Below are 17,000 nucleotides of genomic sequence, written 5' to 3' on the forward strand. Positions count from 1 at the left end.
GAAAGGGCCGCGCTTTTTGTCGGTGGGCGGATGGGTGCATGCTGCCACAGTTCTTGTTGTGACGAATTGGGAAAAGCTTCTTTCAGCAGTCAGGGCGCTTGGGAAATAGTATAGGTACATTTTGAATTCGAGGCCGGGCCGGAAGGTTCCGGCCTTTCATGTTTGAAGGGCACCAATTTCTTCGAAAGTTGCTGAATTCGGCATTTTGTTCCTACAACTGAATAAGTTACTCGCTCCCTTCGTCCAAAGGGCGTATATGTCGGTATTTTTAGCAAACTTGAATTTTAATAATGGCACCCGTTGTGAATTCGCGGATCGAGATTCGTGAAAATGCCGAGAAGGAAGACGGGCGCTTGTCAGGTTAAGAAATGCACGCTACCGTTTTGGTATTTATTTGGAGGCTTGGCACATATGACAAATACGGAAGAAATCACTAAAGGCCGTAGCGAATACATTTATTGGTGGCGTCGGTGGAAGCAGGAAAAACGCATTCTTAACAACGCACACTATGAGTTTTTTTATACCGGCTATTTTGGAGTTGATAAGTCGTTCTATGCCGGGAAAAAGCTTGTCGACATAGGATGCGGGCCGCGTGGCTCACTTGAGTGGGCTCCAGCCGACTCCATCCCGATCGGCGTTGACCCCCTCGTTTCGGATTACGAGCGTTTCGGCATTTCTGACCACAAGATGACCTATATCGGAACAGGTGCAGAAAACATCCCGCTGCCATCGAAGTCCATTGACTGCATATTCGCGTTCAACAGCCTGGATCATGTTGACGACACTAGGAACGTGGTCGAAGAAATCAAGCGGCTGATCAAGCCGGGCGGGCTATTTCTCATGATGGTTGAAATCAACCATAAACCAACGATCCAAGAGCCTCACACGTTACGTGCGGATTTCGTAAATGAATTCGGATTCAAGGCCGAGTGGGTGAAAATCTACAGGAAGACTCCTGAGATACATGGCGTCTATGGAACCTTGATGAAAGGCGAAGAGGTCGCGGACGATGGCAAGAGTGACATGTGGATGACTGCAAAAATGTGGGCGCCAGCGTAACTCTCTTTTTGTCTGGTCTTGAAACCCGGCCATCGAGCCAGGTTTCGTTTTTAGAAGTCATGACAATGGAATATGCTGAATTCGCCTAAGCTGAATAGTTTGTCCTGTACTAGGGTTGCCGGCTGAAAAAAGATTGCACAAAGCCTATCCAGCATTTGTGTTTACTGGAAATCAGGTAGCGAGTTACATGCGGCCATCAGCTGCGGGTGCAACGGTGCCGATTGTATTTCTGCCAATAAAATAGGTGACAAACTCAACGATATTCTCACTTGGTGTTAAGCTGAAACTCTCGAATTATTCGAGGTAAATGAGGCAGCCTAGCATGCAGATTTTCCGGTCGCCGATAATGTTTTACATTGCGATTGGCCCGTCTTTTGTCGGCCTCAACGGCTGCCGTGGAGTTGTGCCTCGAATTCTGTTCGGTGCGCTTTGGTCAGTCTACCTAGATTTGCATTTCACTCGCAGATATTTAAGAGGCTAATACATGTCGAGCAACGTTGGTCCAGAAAATTCATACTTTGAGAAAAGTGATGAGGCAAACATTGCAATCGAATTGTATAAAAAAGAGGCTGAGTTGTCAGTTCATTTTGATAAGCTTAGGACTAATGTTTTACAGGTGTCAGTTCTTGGTTCTGCGGCAATTTTAAGTTTTTTTCTTAGTGACTTGGAGAATAATAAAAGTTTATCTCTCGTATTTTCAATAATTTTGATATTAGTTGCGTTGGTCTCATTTGTTGTAGTGTGGAACTGCACATGTGCGCATATTAAGCATTTTGTATGGTATGAGGAACTCCGCCGGCACCTGTCGAGAAGATCTTTGCCTCTGCGTAGAATTGAAAACTTGAGTAATTCAAAGAGACATACTCCTAACATCTTGTTCGGAGAGTATCTTGACGACTCTCTGAATTGGGCAGCATTTTTGTCGCCGTTCGCTTGTAGTTTGGTTTGCTTCCTTTTCTGGCTTTTCGGGTGAAGCTATGGGAGCGTAGCGTGCTTCCTTCTGAGCTAGACCGTACCACGTCACCGGGCTGTTGGGTTGTTTAAAGTTGGGACGTGTCTCGACCCATTTGTTCCCGCATCTGGCACGCCGGAACCGCCGATTTTTCGACAAGTCGGCGATGATTTTCCGATCGTCGAACGCGTCCAAATCCAAGACACTCATGTTCGCGCAGCACAGGCAGTGCAACTGGACGCCGTTGCTAAGTTCGCGGGCTTGGGAAACCGTGATCGGCTTGATGTTTGCCGGTGGATGCTGCCTCGCCATCGTGTCGAATTGGCGGGGCAGGGGCGTTTCATCAAGCATTCAATTCATCGTCTGAAATTGTGTCAGGTCGAGTGGCTTGCCGTTCCGAAACTCTGGCGGAATCTTATCGGGAGGTTGCCGGGGAGGCGTGCACCCCGCGGCGACGATGCAAACAGTCAAAATAAATATTTTTGGTGTGAACCGGGTAGTTAAGCTATTGAAATCACAAGATTTGCATTCCCTGAAAAAGTTCAGACGGTCTCTGATTTTAAACGGGAAAATCTTGGAACGCTCTCCCGCTGAGCTAATCGCCCATGCCTTGGCGGCTGGTGGCGCGTATCTAGGGCAAATCAACGGCTTGCGCAACACCCTTTTTCCGGAGCCGACGTCTGTTGCTGGGGCTCATCGGTTCTAGCCAATTGCTTTTTGTACTGATGCCACGGAAAAAGGTGACCCGCTGTCCCGGGCGAAAATATTTGTCGTCTGACCGGCAATGTCTGGAAAATCGGGGGCGCCGTAATGTGGGGCGGTTTCCTGTCGGCGCGGTCTTCCGTTTGGTGAGGCATTCATCGAGAGGTCGGATCCGGAAGGTTGTCGTATCGCGTGACAGATTATGTCAGGAGCCGTTATCAGTCTTCGCGAAAAGGCCGTATTTAAAGCAGACGATCGTTTCCGCTGACTGTTTTTTGGAGTGTTTTTAAATGATTGCACGCGTTTCTTCTCTCGCGCTCGTGGCTCTTTTCCTGCCTGCCGGGGCGTTTGGCGCCGACAATGGGCCCATTACCAGCATCACGCTGTCTTCGGGTGGTCTCGCCGAAGTGGTGCGCAAGGCGGATATTGACAGCAGCGGCCTGATCAACATGACGGTCCCGCTCGAACAGGTGAACGATGTGCTGAAGAGCATCGTCGTGTTCGACGAGGCAGGCGTTGTCGAGGGCATTACTCTTCCCGGCCCGAACCCGCTGGCGGAAACCTTCAAGAACCTGCCGTTCACCGTTGAGGACCTGCAGTCGCCCGCACGCCTTCTGGCAAAACTGCAAGGAACCCGCGTGCGTCTGGAAAAGGCTGGGTCCACGGTCGAGGGGCTCGTTCTCGGCGTGTCGGTGCAGGATGACGGCGACAGGGGGCAGTCCTTTGTCATTTCGGTTCTCAGTGATGGTCGTATCACCGGTGTCGGCCTGTCCGCAGATACCGAAGTCACGTTTCTCGATGAAGACATTCAGCAGAAAGTTGCCAAGGCCTTGTCGGCCGTTGGCAACGGCAAGTCGGACGGCGCGCGAACCGTTGCCTTGAAAGTGGCAGGCGAGGGCGAACGTGAGGTCGCGGTTTCCTACGTCGTGCCGGCTCCCATCTGGAAGACGGCTTACCGCGTGGTGACGATGGCCGATGACAAGGCCCGGCTGCAGGCCTGGGCCGTACTTGAAAACGCCAGCGGCGAAGACTGGGACGATGTCAGGATAACCCTGTCCTCCGGCGCACCGGTAACGCTGAAACAGCGGCTCCACGATCTTTACTGGAAGCAACGGCAGGAAGTGCCGGTGGATGTGTCCAGCGGCTACGTGCCTCCTGTCGACATGGGGGCGGAACCGCAGTTTGATGTTGCCGAGAGCGAGGCTCGCATGCCGGGCGCGGCGCGATCCAGTTTCATTGGCTCGGCGGTTGCGCCGGAAATGGTTCTCAACATGGCCGCTGCCAATGTCGGCGAGGTGAGCGAAGGCGCGGTCACCGCGTCCTTCACAATTCCATGGCCTGTCGACCTTGAAAGCGGGGAAACCCTGTCGGCGCCGATCGTCGACAAGGTCGTATCCGCCGAAACGGTTTCCGTATTCCAGCCGGAAAGCGGCCTGCAGCATCCCATTGCTGCAATTCTGATCAAGAACGAGACCGAAACCAGCCTGCCGCAGGGCATCCTGACGGTTTATGACGAAAAGGAAGGATATGTCGGCGACGCGCAGATCAGCGGCATGCCTTCGGGCGAAAGCCGCATGGCAAGCTTTGCGACCGACAAGAAGGTCAGGATTGCACAGTCAACATCTGCCGACAGCCAGATCGTCTCAATCAAGGTCAATGACGGGGTTCTGAACGCGATGGTGCGCGAGCGATCCTCGACGCAATACGCGATCAAGGGAGCCCCGGACGGTGACCGCACGATCGTCATCGAGCATGCCAAACGTCCCGGGTGGCAGTTTTCCTCCGAGCAGGAATTGGACAGCACCGCAACGCACCACCGTTTGAAGGTGGAAGTGCCAGCGGGAACAACGAAAACGGTTTCCGCCCTGCAGGAGCGGACCTTGTCGGAGACCTATTCGCTGATCTCCACCGATGCGAACCAGCTGCTTTATCTCTCCAGGCGTTCGCCGGACAAGGAAACCGCTGCAAAGCTGAAGGAACTGTCGGAGCTGCAGAACGAGATCGCGCAGATCGAGCGCCAGATCCAGCGCTTGCGGCTTGAAAAGGATGAGGAGAGCCGGGACCAGGAACGCCACCGGGCCAACCTGGCGGCTCTTGAGCCGGGCGCTGATCTCTACAAGCGTGCCGCCCGCAAGCTGGAGGAAAGCGAAACCCGGATCGAGGATGTCGATACGGAAATCGCGGCATTATCCGTGCGCCGGGAAGAAATCCGTGAAACCCTGGGCGATGCCATCAGGACGTTCTGATGTCTGACAGGACCAGCCTCAGGACTTGAGCGAAGCGATTGCACCAGCCAGCTCGTCGAAGTGCGAAATGACCCGGTCCGGGGAAAGGTCCCGGACCGGCACGACCGTATAGCCGAAATCGACCGCGATGACCGGAATGCCGGCGTTACGGGCGGCATCGATGTCGGTGCCACTGTCTCCGATCATGATGGAACCGCCGATTTCTCCACCCGCCCGGTGGATGGCACCATGCACGGGTTCGGCATGCGGCTTTGCCACGGAAAACGTATCGCCGCCGACGACGGCGTCGAAATGCCTGGCGAGATCGAGTGTAGCCAACAGCGGATGCGTCAGCCGCTCGGCCTTGTTGGTGCAGACCGCCAGTTTCCATCCGTCTTTTCGGAAGTTTTCCAGCGCCGCGACAACGCCGTCGAACGGTTTGGTGTGAACCGCGATATTGGCGGCATAATGCTCCAGAAAATGCACATAGAGCGGCGACACGGTTTCATCGGTCCAGGAAATGCCGTTGAATTCCAGGCCGCGCTGGATCAGCACCTTTGCACCCAGGCCGACCATGTTGGCGACATTGTCCTGGGGAATGGCCGAATGTCCTGCGGAGGTCATGACGACGTTCAAGGTGGCGACGAGATCTTCCATGGACGACACCAGCGTGCCATCCAGATCGAAAACCAGAACGGACATGAGACCCTCTGAAATGCAGGAGCGGGACCGCAAGAACGCATTCATGCTGCAAGGCATGATTGCGGGCGGGTAAACCGGCCCCGGAATGTGGGAACGGCCTGCATTCACCCGAACGCAGGCCACCTTCAATGCCTAGCTGCATAGCCGCTCCGCCGCAAGAGGGGATCGGCTCCGCCGGTTGGTTCTAGAGTTTGTACGCGGTCCGGAAGCCACCCCAGTGACGGCCCTGAACGATGATCGGCGCGTCGATCTCCTTCATCCAGACGATATTGCCGCCGCCCATGTCCCGGGCATAGGACTGGATCAGGAAGGGGCGCGTGTTGCGCGCCGCGCTGAGGCCGGCCCGGTCATCGAAGATGCGCTTGTTGCGGCAGTTGGCCGTGTTCCAGGCAACATCATCCGGTTTTTGCGGCTTCGAGTAGATCAGATTGTGTACCGGCAGATAGCCGTTGCGATCGACCGAGGCGCAAAAGGCCATACCCTTGCATTTGCCGAGGATTTCTTCCTGGATCGTTGGCAGGATCTTTTCCAGATGAACCAACGCGCGGGTCGACACCTGTGGTGGGTTGGTGCCGACTATGTGCTGGTAATTGGTATCGAACAGGTCGTCCATGGTCAGCTGGCGCTGCGCGATAAGATCTTCCATCGCGTTGGAAATGCGTGAAGCCCCTGTCTGGACGCGTTCCACTTCGGCAGCGTGGCTTTCATGAATGGATGCGATCTTGCGCTCCAGGGCCGCCTGAAACCCGGCATCCTTGTTGACGAAGCAACCGTGGCAACCATGTTCGGAGACGGCGACGATGCGGACTTCCACTTGGCCGATCCCGGTGAGATCAAGACGGGCATTCATGCCCTGTTTCAAGTTGGAGCCACCTTCGGGCCGGAATAGCGTGCCGCCTTCAGAAATGTCGTGTGTCTCGATCTGTGCGGATGTTCCGCCTGCTGTCACCGATCCGGAAATCTTGATCGGCAATCGGTCGTGCTGACGACGATCGCCGATTTCTGTCTGCCGGATCATCATGGTGAAGCGGAACTGCAGCGCTTTGGAAGCCGCGCTCATTTCCGCACCGGTTTCGCGCGCCAGCATGCCACCTTCTTCTGCTGCCGCAGCAGACTCCGTAATTGTCTGCGCGGTGCGCAGCACTTCCTGAACGAAGTCCGCCGTCTGCTGCGCCTGGTCACCGATCCGGTTCGTTGTCTCAACCTGGGTCTGAACCGCATCTTCGACCGCTGCAAAGCTGGGCCGTATCCTGCCGATAACATCGATGATCTGGTTGACCGAGCCGAGGCTGAGTTCCGCTGACTGGTTGAGGCGGTCGATGTTGGCGACGATCTGTTCCGTTGCCGACTGCGTTTCCACCGACAACGCCTTCACCTCGCTCGCGACAACGGAAAAGCCACGGCCGGCTTCGCCTGCGCGGGCAGCCTCGATGGTGGCGTTCAGGGCCAGCAAGTTGGTTTGCTTGGCAATGTCCGAAATCAGGCTGACGACATTGGCAATGTCATCGATCGCGTTCTTGAGCTCCAGAACACCCTGGTTGACCTGGGCCGCGACGTCGCGGGCCTCTTGCGCCAACTGGTTGGACACACCGACCTGCTGTCCGATTTCGCTGCTGGAGGTGGTGAGATCCTGAATGGACGTGGCCAGTCCCGAAGCGTTCTCATTGGCAACGGCCGATTGGTCCGCAAGCGACTGACTGTCGCTGCGGATGGTCTCCAGCTTGTCCATCTGACTGACGAGCCGGTCCTGCACCTTCTCCGCCGCTGCGTTGATGGTCTTGGCCGCGACTTGCAGATCGTCTTCCAGGCTGTCCAGCACGAAGCTCATCTGGCTGGCCGCCAGCTGCGCTTCCGGCTGGTTTCCGGAAGTATTGTCAGTTTCCTCAGGGGCAGGTATCTTGTTGTTTAAATTATTGTATTCGTCTTTCTGCCTTGGTCTAAGTCGAAGAATGTTCATTTGATTCTGTGCTTTCCAAACCCTAGACAATTGAAAGCATTATCTATTGTTGGTCTGAAATGATGGTTAATAAACCGCGGATATGGGCGCTATGGCGGTGTTTCCCCGTTGAAGAGGGGGAATGTCACTGGACCGGCGGACGCCGGCCATGTTAAGCACCCGGCGGCCGGATGGAGATGATTGCTTGGTCTTCTCCGCCGACAGGTTGGCCCTAGGAACGGTAAATGAGCGACCAGTACAAGAAACTGGCGGCGGAGCGCGCTGCCGACGATGTCACATCCGGAATGCGTCTTGGAATTGGGACCGGTTCGACCGCGGAATTCTTCGTCCATGCACTTGCCCGTCGGGTACAGGATGGCCTGGACGTTATCGGTGTGCCGACTTCGGAGCGCACGCGGGAACTGGCGTCGAGCCTCGGCATTCGCCTGACCACGCTTGATGAATTGCCGGAACTTGATCTGACCGTCGATGGCGCCGATGAACTGGACCCCCATCTGTCGCTCATCAAGGGCGGTGGAGGAGCCTTGCTGCGCGAGAAGATCGTGGCATCAGCGTCGGCCAACATGATCGTCATTGCAGACGGCAGCAAGGAAGTTGCGACGCTTGGCCGCTTTCCCCTGCCGATCGAAGTCGTTCCCTTCGGTCTGGAAGCAACGCGGCGCGCGATCCTGAAAGTGTTTGGGGATCTTGGACTGCCGTTGAACATGGCTTTGCGCGGCGGATCGGCTCAGCCTTTCGTCACGGATGGAGGTCACTTCATCCTGGATGCGCAGCTTGAAAGCATACCCGAGGTCCAGACCCTGGGCGACCGGCTGGTTGCCATTCCGGGGGTTGTCGAACACGGCCTCTTCATTGAACTTGCAACAAAAGCTTACGTGGCCGGCACAGATGGGGTAAAGACCGTCTTGCCCATCTAAGTGGTGTGGATTTGGCTTTCCAGACTAAAGATGAAAGCCGCCTAGGAGTAGAAAAATGAAGCTTATCAAATCTTTCCCGCGGGCAGCTGTATTGGGCGCAGCCATGATGGCCGCTGGTTTTGTCGCCTCTGGCGCAGTCGCACAGGATGCCGTTTCTGAAAGCCACCTTGCCGCGGCCAAGCAGGTTGCCGTTGTGACCAAGGTTCTGGAACCGTTTGACGATATTCTTCCGATCCTTGCTGAACAGACCCGGACGGCTTTCATTCAGTCCGACCCGACCCGTGCGGAAGAAATCGCCGAAGTCGTTCAGAATGTCGCGCTGACGCTGGCGCCGAAGCGGACCGAGCTCAACAATCTGGTTTACAAGGCCTGGGCAGACGCCTTCACCGAAGAAGAGCTGAACCAGCTTGCTGAATTCTACAGCACGGAACTCGGCCAGAAGCTGACCGAAAAGATCCCGACCATCACGCAGTATTCCGTTGGTGCTGCCCGTGAATGGCAGGACAAGGTTTCCACCGAAATGGTGACCATGGTTCAGGAAGAACTGGCCAAGCTGAACGCAGCTCAGTAAGGGCAGGGCTCCCGCGTCGGCCATGCCGATGGCAGGGAACACGCCTTTCACACGAATAAGTGAGGCCGGGGTCATGTCCGGCTTTCGGGCCGCGCAAGCGGCCCAATTCTTTTGGAAATGGCCCGTTTTGGCTGTCCCTGATGGCCTGGCCCTACCGGGCATCCGGACTTGTACCGCAGCTTCGGTTGCCTATCTGCGGGGCTGGCAAGGCTCTGCCGGACGGCAGCCGGCGGACTTTTGATCACGATGAGGCACTGATGACCGACTACGATTACGATCTCTTTGTTATTGGCGGCGGCTCCGGCGGCGTACGCGCTGCCAGAATTGCCGCGACACACGGCGCCCGGGTCGGTATCGCCGAGGAGTACCGTTACGGCGGTACCTGCGTCATTCGCGGCTGTGTGCCCAAGAAGCTGTTTGTCTACGCCTCGAAGTTTTCCGAAGAATTCGAAGATGCGGAAGGCTTTGGCTGGACGGTCGGCGAACGCGGCTTCTCGTGGGACAAGCTTGTTGCGGCAAAGGATCAGGAGATCACGCGCCTCGAAGGGATCTACCGGCGCAATCTCGAGCGGACCGACGTGGAAGTCCACGACAGCCGCGCGGTGATCGAAGATGCCCATACAGTCCGCCTGCTGTCCACCGGTCAGACCTTGAGCGCGAAATACATTCTCGTGGCCGTCGGCGCGTCTCCGAACGTGGACGAAGGTCTGCCGGGTGGCGAGCATGTCATCACCTCGAACGAAGCCTTTCACCTTGCCGAACTGCCGAGCAAGATCGTGGTTGCCGGTGGTGGTTACATCGCGGTCGAGTTTGCCGGTATCTTCAACGGGCTGGGGGTCGATACGACGCTGATCTATCGCGGAGAGGAAATTCTGCGCGGCTTCGACGGTGAGCTTCGGACCGCGGTTCGCCAGGAAATGGAGAAGAAGGGCATGAAGGTGGTGCTCAACGACACGTTCTCCAGGATCGAGAAGGCGGCAGACGGCACTCTGACAGGTCACACCAAGGGTGGGCTTGCGCTGGAAGCAGGTCAGATCATGTTCGCCATCGGCCGCAACCCGCATACCCGTGACCTCGGTCTTGAGAAGGCCGGTGTCGAGATGGATGCGGCGGGTGCGATCAAGGTTGGTGCGGACTCCCGCACCAATGTGGCTTCCATCTATGCCGTTGGCGACGTCACCAACCGGGCCAACCTGACGCCGGTTGCAATCCGGGAAGGCCATGCCTTTGCAGACACGGTCTTCGGCAACAAGCCCTGGACGGTCGACCACAGCCTGATTGCCACTGCGGTGTTCTCGCAGCCGGAAATGGGCACGGTCGGTCTTACACAGGAAGAAGCACTGCAGCGGACGCCCAATCTGGATATCTACAAGTCCAGCTTCCGTCCGATGAAGCACACCTTGTCGGGCCGCGATGAAAAGATGCTCATGAAAATGATCGTCGATGCAGACACGCAGAAAGTACTCGGTGTCCACATCATGGGACCGGACGCCGGCGAACTGGCTCAGATCCTCGGCATCACCTTGCAGATGGGCGCGACCAAGGCCGACTTCGACAGGACGATCGCCGTTCATCCGACCGCTGCTGAAGAACTCGTCACGATGCGTGAACCGACCGAGCGTCTGCGCGGGTAGTTCGGCGGCAATTCAGAAAGTCAGGAGCCTCTGCGGGGTAACTTGTCCCGCAGCGGTTTCATTCTGCAGGCCCTGACGCTGCCCGCCGCAGCGGCTCGTCTTCAGGGTCAGTCAACACGCCGTCTGGTCCGACTTCCAGATCGAGTGAATCGGAATAGAAGGAATACCGGCCCCGGCCGAGTTTCTTCGACTGGTATAGCGCGGCGTCCGAACGGGTGACGAGTTGTTCGGAAGTCGTTCCGTCCTCCGGGGCGATCGCAATGCCGACACTAAGACCGATCTGCGCAATATCGCCACTTGAGATCGGTACGGGCAATTCGCCGGCAGCAACAAGGGCCCGGCAAAGTGTGTTCAAGGTTTCCCGCACAACACTGCCACGATAGATCACCATGAATTCGTCGCCGCCGATACGGCAAACTAGACCGGGTTTGCCGACGGCTTTGCTCAGGCGCTCCGCCATGGTCTTGATGACGATATCGCCCGCGGCATGTCCGAAGGTGTCGTTCACCGCCTTGAACTTGTCCAGATCGCAGTGAATGACGGCAAAGGGCTTGTCCGGCAGGGTTTTGACCGAGGATTCCAGGACACGGTTGAACTGCAGGCGGTTAGCGAGCCCCGTTAACGTATCGTGCAGAGCCAGATACCTGTTCTGGTGTTCGCTCGCCTGAAGGGATGTGGTCAGCTGGCCGATCCGCCAGGCAATGCCGAACGCGAGGGCGCCAAGGGCAACACTCAGAACCACGATGACAGGGACGATGGTTGGCCAGATGGATTCACCGACGGTCTGGCTGTCCCAGCGAAAGGTTCCGAGCGGGTTGTCATTCTGATCCTTGACAAGATGACGCGGCCCTTTGCCGGGAACGCCTGCATCTTCCTCAAAACCGAAATTGGCGAAATTCAGCTGCGCGTTGAGCTGGCCGAGCAAGTAGGCGTCAACATAATGGGCTGACAGCAGCACGGTGGGAGGCCCGTCGGGCAAAGTCTCTTCATAGTCGTCCGGAATGATCGGCATCGCGCCGAATATGGCCGGTTTGCCGTCGATATGGACAAAACCCATGACGGCATATTCCCCGGGATCTGCTCCTTGCAGGGACTTGTGACCGAAACCGCCAGGCACCCGCACACGGTTTTGCAGGTACAGCGCCTTCAGTTTTTCATGAACAATTTCAAGCTCCGGTGTTTCGGAGACGGGACGCCGGATGATGTGAGTATAGTCGGCGAAGGATTCAGCCAGAACGTCCCCATTTCCGGAGATCAGCATTACCTTGCTGTGGCGATAGGTTGACCACAGGGTGTCGAAGCTGCTTCGAACGTAGTCGGGATCGAAATTGCGCACCAGCTTGAGCACCGACTGATCCGACGACGCGATGCCGATCTGCTCGCGAACGATGGTGCGAAGGTGATCTGCCAGTGCGCTTTGGAACAGACGTTCCTCGTTGGCGATGGCCTGCTGCCGGGAAGCTTGAGAAGCAACGAAACCGACGAACAGCAACGAAACGGACGTAACAGCAATCAGCAATCCGGCAAGCAGAAACGCCAGCCGGGAAATATGCTGCCGGGGAATTTTCGCGGCCTGGTCGCTATATCTACGCCTAAACTCGGTCAAGTTGAGATCCCGATTGGGTCTTTGTTTGTTATTCTGAATTCTTGCCACTAAAGAGTAAAGTGATTGTATCAACGAATACCTTAACAGGATGTGGGAGTATTAAAAAACTTAGGAGTTTTCGTGAGGTGTATCCTCATAGGACTCTGCCTTTTATAGTATTAATGACAATGTAATTTGCCGCTTTCGGCAGTGCCCGCTAGCGTGACGCCGGAATTGCTTGCAGATCCATCTGTTTGCGGGCCTTGGCAGCCTCGAGACTGTGCGGGCCTGCAAATTCATAGGCATTGCGGCCTTTATCCTTCGCCCGGTAAAGCGCCATGTCGGCCATGCGGATCAGATCTTTCTCGCTCGTGCCGGACTCTGGCGCGCTGGCAATGCCGATGCTGACACCGATGTCGACCTGTTGACCTCCGCCAATGTCTATCGGCTCGGCAATCGACCGGCGGATTTCCTCGGCCAGTGCTGCAAGCCTGTCCCTGTCTGTATGCTTGGTGAAGAGGACAATGAATTCGTCTCCTCCAATCCGGCTGACGACACCATCCTTGCCGACCAGAAGCCGCATTCTGTCGGCGACAGTACAGATGACCCGGTCACCGGCTTCATGCCCATATGTGTCGTTCACCGGTTTGAAGCGGTCGAGATCACAGGCAAATATCGCAAATCCACGATCCGGCAGGCCATCCAGCGAGAAAGTGAGGCAGTCGGAAAAATGATGCCGGTTCGGCAGCCCTGTCAGAGCGTCGTGTCGCGCAAAGTGGCGGTTCTTCCGTTCGCTTTCTTCAAGCGAGGCCGACAGACGGCTGATCTTAGTTGCAAGCGCGAAGGCGACGATTGCGATGATGGACGCCAACAGGACGATCAGCGGCAGGGCCATGATCCAGATTTCGCGACCCGGTTTGGAATGGTCCCATTTGAAATAGCCGAACGTGGACCCGTCTGCCGCCTGTACAAGGTAATTCGTCGGGTGTTTGCGTTCAGGTTCACCGGGGAAAAACCGGAAATCCCTGTAGCCGAGTTGTTCGTTCAGTCCGGTCAGCCACTCCTGATCTATGTAGACGGCATTGACCAGGATTGCCGGATAGTCGCCCACCAGCCGGACATGACCTTCATCGGGTAGAACCGGGATGGCGCTGAGGAATGCTCGGGATCCGTCGATCTGGGCAAAGGCGGATTGAGACGTTTCCAGCAAGGCGGACTGAGGCATGTACCATTCGGCAAAAACGGAGTTGGAACCGTCCTGCCGCTTCCTGAAAGCCGCAGCCGTTTGTTCGGCAAGCTTCCGAACAAGATTTTCGGCCGGCAATTGCCGATTTTCAATCAGGACATCGTCCCTGATTGCCTGCGCGATCAAGGTCCCGTCCGGCATCACCACGAAAGTCCGGTCGAGGTTGAAATCTTCCCAAAGGTCGCCGATCAGTTCGTCTTCGATGAACTCGCGGTCCAAAGGGGCCTGAAGGGCGTTGAAGGTATCGTCCCACTGAGCCATCGTCACCTGGTCTCGCGCGACCTGGCGGTGGATGTCCTTCAAGGTGTTGGTCAGGCGCATCTGCTCGGCTTCAAGGGCGCGCCTGTCGGCTTCGCCCCAGGCCATGTGGGCAATGAAGGTGAGGGAAGCGGTCGACAGGAAAATCACGAGCGCTGCAAGGCTGTAGATCCACACCTTGATCCGCCGGCCGGCTTCGGGAGCCTCCAGCCCTGGATGTGTTGCTTCAGATGTCTTTTTCTTCAAACGGAACAAGAAACCGCCATCCCCTCTTACCCGGATGCGACAGCTGTTTAGCCGAAGAACTTTAACACCGGGTGGGGGAGGCGCTTTTCTAGGGTGCTCACCTAGCGAAAACTACCGAGACACTTAACAAAGCGTTCAATTTCCTCTTCGCAATTGAACGCATGAACCGACGCCCGCACCACGGCATCAAGACCCCGGAGCGGCAAGTCGATCCGGGCTGAGCTGGCCTGGCTGACCGAAACGTTGATGCCGGCTTGCCCGAGCCGTAGCTTGGTCTGTGCCGGGCTTTCACCGGACAGCGAGAACGTGACGATGCCGCCCTTGCGCTGGCCCTTGTCGTGAAGGGTTACCTCGGGAAGTGCAGATAGCTCAGACCGGAGCTGAGCGCCAAGCCCGCAGATCCTGTTGCCGATCCGCTCCATGCCGAAGCCGATGGCATAGCTGACGGCAACACCCAGGCCGATCTGCCCCGCGACATAGCGTTCCCAGGTTTCGAAACGGCGTGCGTGGGGAACAAGTTCATAACGATCCTCGTCGATCCACTCCGTTGCCTGAAGATCGACAAACGGCGGTTCTACCTGGTCAAGCACGGCGTCGCTGATGTAGAGAAATCCGGTGCCGCGCGGACCGCGCAGATATTTGCGCCCGGTGCCGGACAGGATTTGGCAACCGATTTCGTCGACATTCAGCGGGATCTGCCCTGCGGACTGACACGCGTCGAGAAGATAAAGGACACCCGTTTGCCGCGCGATCTCTCCAACCTCTTCGGCAGGATTGATCAGTCCGGAAAAGGTCGGGACGTGCGTAAGGGCGATGAGCCGCGTTTTCGGACCAATCGCTGCTTTCAGGGCCTTCAGGTCGATTTGCCCGAATTCATCGTCCTCGACAATATCGATCTCGATCCCCTTGCGGCGTTTCATCTGCAGCAGGGCAACGTAGTTGGAGACGTATTCGGCACGGCCGGTGACAACCCGGTCTCCTTCGCGGAAGTCGATGCCGTAAAAAGCCATGTCCCAGGCCCGGGTGGCATTTTCGATGTAGGCAATTTCCTGCGGTTTGCTGCCGATCAAAGCTGCCAGAGACGTATAAAAGGTGTCCATTGCGGTCTTGGCGGCCGCTGCGGCTTCATATCCGCCGAGGGTCGCTTCAAGATCAAGATGCTGCTTAACTGCTTCAAGAACAGGAGTGGGGGCCAGCCCCGTTCCCGCATTGTTAAAGTGAATGAGCTGACGTACACCCGGAGTATCGTCCCTCATGAGGTCGATATCCTGCTGGGTAAGAGACGGAACGATCATGACAACCTCGGAAACAATCTAAGAAAAACATACAAGCACTAGACAAGCACCAGATGACGATCACATATTTTGGTTATGGTTCCCTAGTCAATATTGACACTATTCCCGCCGGCGTTGAAGTGACGCCCGGAACCCTTCACGGTTGGGTGCGGGAATGGAAAGTGTGCGGCGAGAGCCCGGACGGCCAGGGACGCTGCGCCCTGACTGTACGGGAAAAGGAAGGATCACGCATCATGGGGGTGATGGCGCGTGAACCCAAGACCCGCCTTGCCGAGCTGGAACTGCGCGAGAAACGATACCTGAAGGTCGAAGCTGTCGGTGGCGCATTTCGTTGCGACGCGTCCATGCGGCCGGGGCCCGACGAACTGTTTCTTTTTAGGGCTGCGCCCGAACATTGTCGCTGGGGCACGGACAAACATCCGATCCTGCAAAGTTACCTGGATTGCGTTCTGGCCGGGTTCTATCGTTTCTGGGGCGAAGCAGGGATCGATCATTTTCTGGAAACGACTGAAGGCTGGCATGTGCCAGTACTGCCGGACCGTGCAAATCCGCTCTATCCGCGCAAGATTGTGCTCGATCCGGAAGTGGCGAAGCTGATCGACAGCAAGTTGAAAGACCTCGGGGTCAACTTTCTTTCCCCGGCCACTTAGGCATTATCGTACCGTCAGCCGAGCAGCGTTTGCAGGCCGTATCCGACCGCAAAGGCGATGCCCGCGGCCAGGGTGCCGATTGCGCTTGTTTCCAGCCCGCAGGAAAACCAATGCCGCTGCGACCAGCGCGCCCTCAGGGAGCCGATGGTAAAAAAGGCGAGTATCGTGAGGATTGTCGCGGTTTCTGCACTGGCTGGCACCGGAATGACGAACGGCAGCAGTGGGATCGAGCCGAACAGAACAAAGGCGGCGAAGGTGTAAAGCGCTGCCTTCATTGGCGATCGCGCCGTGTTCGACAGACCGTATTCGGCCTGCATCATGGTTTCGATCCAGATGGATTTGTTGGAGGAAACCAGCTCGACCAGGGTTTCCAAGTCTGGTCCATCATAACCTTTGGCGCGGAAAATCTGCCGGATTTCTTCCCGTTCGCCATCTGGTGCCACGGCGATGTGCTTTTCCTCGACCGCCTTGAGGCGGGCGTAATCCTCGATTTCGGATTTGGAACCGGTGTAGTTGGCTGCCGCCATGGAAAACCCGTCGGCAAACAGGTTGGCAGCTCCCAGGATGAGGATAATCGTCGGAGAAAGATCCGCGCCGACAGACCCTGCCACAATGGCAAAGGTGGTGACGGCGCCGTCTATGCCGCCATAGACCCAGTCTCTCAGGTAGCTTGCGTCCGGTCCTGAAGCGAGCCGGTTCGCGATGTCATCGGGCCTGTGGCTATGCTCCAGACGAGGTGTCGGCATGAGGTCATCCTGTATGATTTCACACACGATGCCCCCCTGGATCACCACCCGCAATGATCCGCCTCAAAGGCAAGGATTTCGTGTCCACGCAGAAGTGGCGAAAATGATCCTTAAAACAGGGTATATTTTGGGGGATTGCCCTGTGGCCTTGGCGGCCCATGAAGTGTATAAGGCCGCACGTTTGCCTTCAATTGGCAGGCCCAAACGAACGAAAATGTCGCGGACCGCGTGATCTAGGGTGTGAAACGAACCTGC

12 protein-coding genes are annotated in these 17,000 nt (G+C 56.6%); 6 read left to right on the forward strand and 6 right to left on the reverse strand.

Annotated elements, in window-relative coordinates:
- The first annotated feature begins 411 nt into the window (after nucleotides 1-411).
- Entirely contained in the window at nucleotides 412-1,059 is a 648-nt protein-coding gene (locus ACVDG9_RS09415) for a class I SAM-dependent methyltransferase (protein WP_370200350.1), read from the forward strand.
- Nucleotides 1,060-3,003: 1,944 nt separating this feature from the next.
- Nucleotides 3,004-4,959 (forward strand): DUF4139 domain-containing protein, encoded by a 1,956-nt coding sequence (locus ACVDG9_RS09420; RefSeq protein WP_447237824.1) that lies wholly within the window; start codon nucleotides 3,004-3,006, stop codon nucleotides 4,957-4,959.
- Between the two features lie 18 nt (nucleotides 4,960-4,977).
- Here the strand turns inward: ACVDG9_RS09420 and ACVDG9_RS09425 are convergent, their stop codons facing one another.
- Nucleotides 4,978-5,640, reverse strand: a complete 663-nt coding sequence (locus ACVDG9_RS09425; protein WP_447237826.1) for an HAD hydrolase-like protein — start codon at nucleotides 5,638-5,640, stop codon at nucleotides 4,978-4,980.
- A 184-nt stretch (nucleotides 5,641-5,824) separates the two neighbouring features.
- Nucleotides 5,825-7,468, reverse strand: a complete 1,644-nt coding sequence (locus ACVDG9_RS09430) for a methyl-accepting chemotaxis protein (RefSeq protein ID WP_447237827.1) — start codon at nucleotides 7,466-7,468, stop codon at nucleotides 5,825-5,827.
- A 353-nt stretch (nucleotides 7,469-7,821) separates the two neighbouring features.
- On the opposite strand from ACVDG9_RS09430, the gene rpiA reads away from it, so the two are divergent.
- The 3 genes from rpiA to gor all read left to right on the forward strand — a co-directional run bounded on the left by rpiA (nucleotide 7,822) and on the right by gor (nucleotide 10,719).
- On the forward strand, nucleotides 7,822-8,514 hold the full coding sequence (gene rpiA, locus ACVDG9_RS09435; protein ID WP_023003895.1) for a ribose-5-phosphate isomerase RpiA: 693 nt from the start codon (nucleotides 7,822-7,824) through the stop codon (nucleotides 8,512-8,514).
- Between the two features lie 55 nt (nucleotides 8,515-8,569).
- Nucleotides 8,570-9,085: a DUF2059 domain-containing protein gene (locus tag ACVDG9_RS09440; protein WP_447237828.1), complete on the forward strand. Its 516-nt coding sequence runs from the start codon at nucleotides 8,570-8,572 to the stop codon at nucleotides 9,083-9,085.
- 257 nt (nucleotides 9,086-9,342) lie between these two features.
- Complete coding sequence (gene gor / locus ACVDG9_RS09445) at nucleotides 9,343-10,719, forward strand: glutathione-disulfide reductase (protein ID WP_447237829.1); 1,377 nt, start codon at nucleotides 9,343-9,345, stop codon at nucleotides 10,717-10,719.
- Between the two features lie 58 nt (nucleotides 10,720-10,777).
- On the opposite strand, the gene ACVDG9_RS09450 is transcribed toward gor, so the two are convergent.
- The 3 genes from ACVDG9_RS09450 to ACVDG9_RS09460 all read right to left on the reverse strand — a co-directional run bounded on the left by ACVDG9_RS09450 (nucleotide 10,778) and on the right by ACVDG9_RS09460 (nucleotide 15,349).
- Nucleotides 10,778-12,325 carry a diguanylate cyclase gene (locus tag ACVDG9_RS09450; RefSeq protein ID WP_447237830.1) on the reverse strand — a complete coding sequence of 516 codons (1,548 nt, stop codon included), beginning with the start codon at nucleotides 12,323-12,325 and terminating at the stop codon, nucleotides 10,778-10,780.
- 196 nt (nucleotides 12,326-12,521) lie between these two features.
- Complete coding sequence (locus ACVDG9_RS09455) at nucleotides 12,522-14,063, reverse strand: diguanylate cyclase domain-containing protein (protein WP_296598682.1); 1,542 nt, start codon at nucleotides 14,061-14,063, stop codon at nucleotides 12,522-12,524.
- A gap of 92 nt (nucleotides 14,064-14,155) precedes the next feature.
- Nucleotides 14,156-15,349: an aminotransferase class V-fold PLP-dependent enzyme gene (locus ACVDG9_RS09460; protein WP_447237831.1), complete on the reverse strand. Its 1,194-nt coding sequence runs from the start codon at nucleotides 15,347-15,349 to the stop codon at nucleotides 14,156-14,158.
- A 53-nt stretch (nucleotides 15,350-15,402) separates the two neighbouring features.
- Here ACVDG9_RS09460 and ACVDG9_RS09465 point away from each other — a divergent pair, with 53 nt between their 5' ends.
- Nucleotides 15,403-15,999, forward strand: a complete 597-nt coding sequence (locus tag ACVDG9_RS09465; RefSeq protein ID WP_447237832.1) for a gamma-glutamylcyclotransferase family protein — start codon at nucleotides 15,403-15,405, stop codon at nucleotides 15,997-15,999.
- Between the two features lie 14 nt (nucleotides 16,000-16,013).
- Here the strand turns inward: ACVDG9_RS09465 and ACVDG9_RS09470 are convergent, their stop codons facing one another.
- Nucleotides 16,014-16,745, reverse strand: coding sequence for a VIT1/CCC1 transporter family protein (locus ACVDG9_RS09470; RefSeq protein WP_168687116.1), 732 nt, complete (start codon nucleotides 16,743-16,745; stop codon nucleotides 16,014-16,016).
- Nucleotides 16,746-17,000: the final 255 nt, after the last annotated feature.

Source organism: Roseibium sp. RP-7, from assembly GCF_053005225.1.

Bases quoted from the DNA above. Each gene is read 5' to 3' on its own strand.
- ACVDG9_RS09415 (WP_370200350.1), top strand. From the start codon at position 412: ATGACAAATACGGAAGAAATCACTAAAGGCCGTAGCGAATACATTTAT.
- ACVDG9_RS09420 (WP_447237824.1), top strand. From the start codon at position 3,004: ATGATTGCACGCGTTTCTTCTCTCGCGCTCGTGGCTCTTTTCCTGCCT.
- ACVDG9_RS09425 (WP_447237826.1), bottom strand. From the start codon at position 5,640: ATGTCCGTTCTGGTTTTCGATCTGGATGGCACGCTGGTGTCGTCCATG.
- ACVDG9_RS09430 (WP_447237827.1), bottom strand. From the start codon at position 7,468: ATGAGCTTCGTGCTGGACAGCCTGGAAGACGATCTGCAAGTCGCGGCC.
- rpiA (WP_023003895.1), top strand. From the start codon at position 7,822: ATGAGCGACCAGTACAAGAAACTGGCGGCGGAGCGCGCTGCCGACGAT.
- ACVDG9_RS09440 (WP_447237828.1), top strand. From the start codon at position 8,570: ATGAAGCTTATCAAATCTTTCCCGCGGGCAGCTGTATTGGGCGCAGCC.
- gor (WP_447237829.1), top strand. From the start codon at position 9,343: ATGACCGACTACGATTACGATCTCTTTGTTATTGGCGGCGGCTCCGGC.
- ACVDG9_RS09460 (WP_447237831.1), bottom strand. From the start codon at position 15,349: ATGATCGTTCCGTCTCTTACCCAGCAGGATATCGACCTCATGAGGGAC.
- ACVDG9_RS09465 (WP_447237832.1), top strand. From the start codon at position 15,403: ATGACGATCACATATTTTGGTTATGGTTCCCTAGTCAATATTGACACT.
- ACVDG9_RS09470 (WP_168687116.1), bottom strand. From the start codon at position 16,745: ATGCCGACACCTCGTCTGGAGCATAGCCACAGGCCCGATGACATCGCG.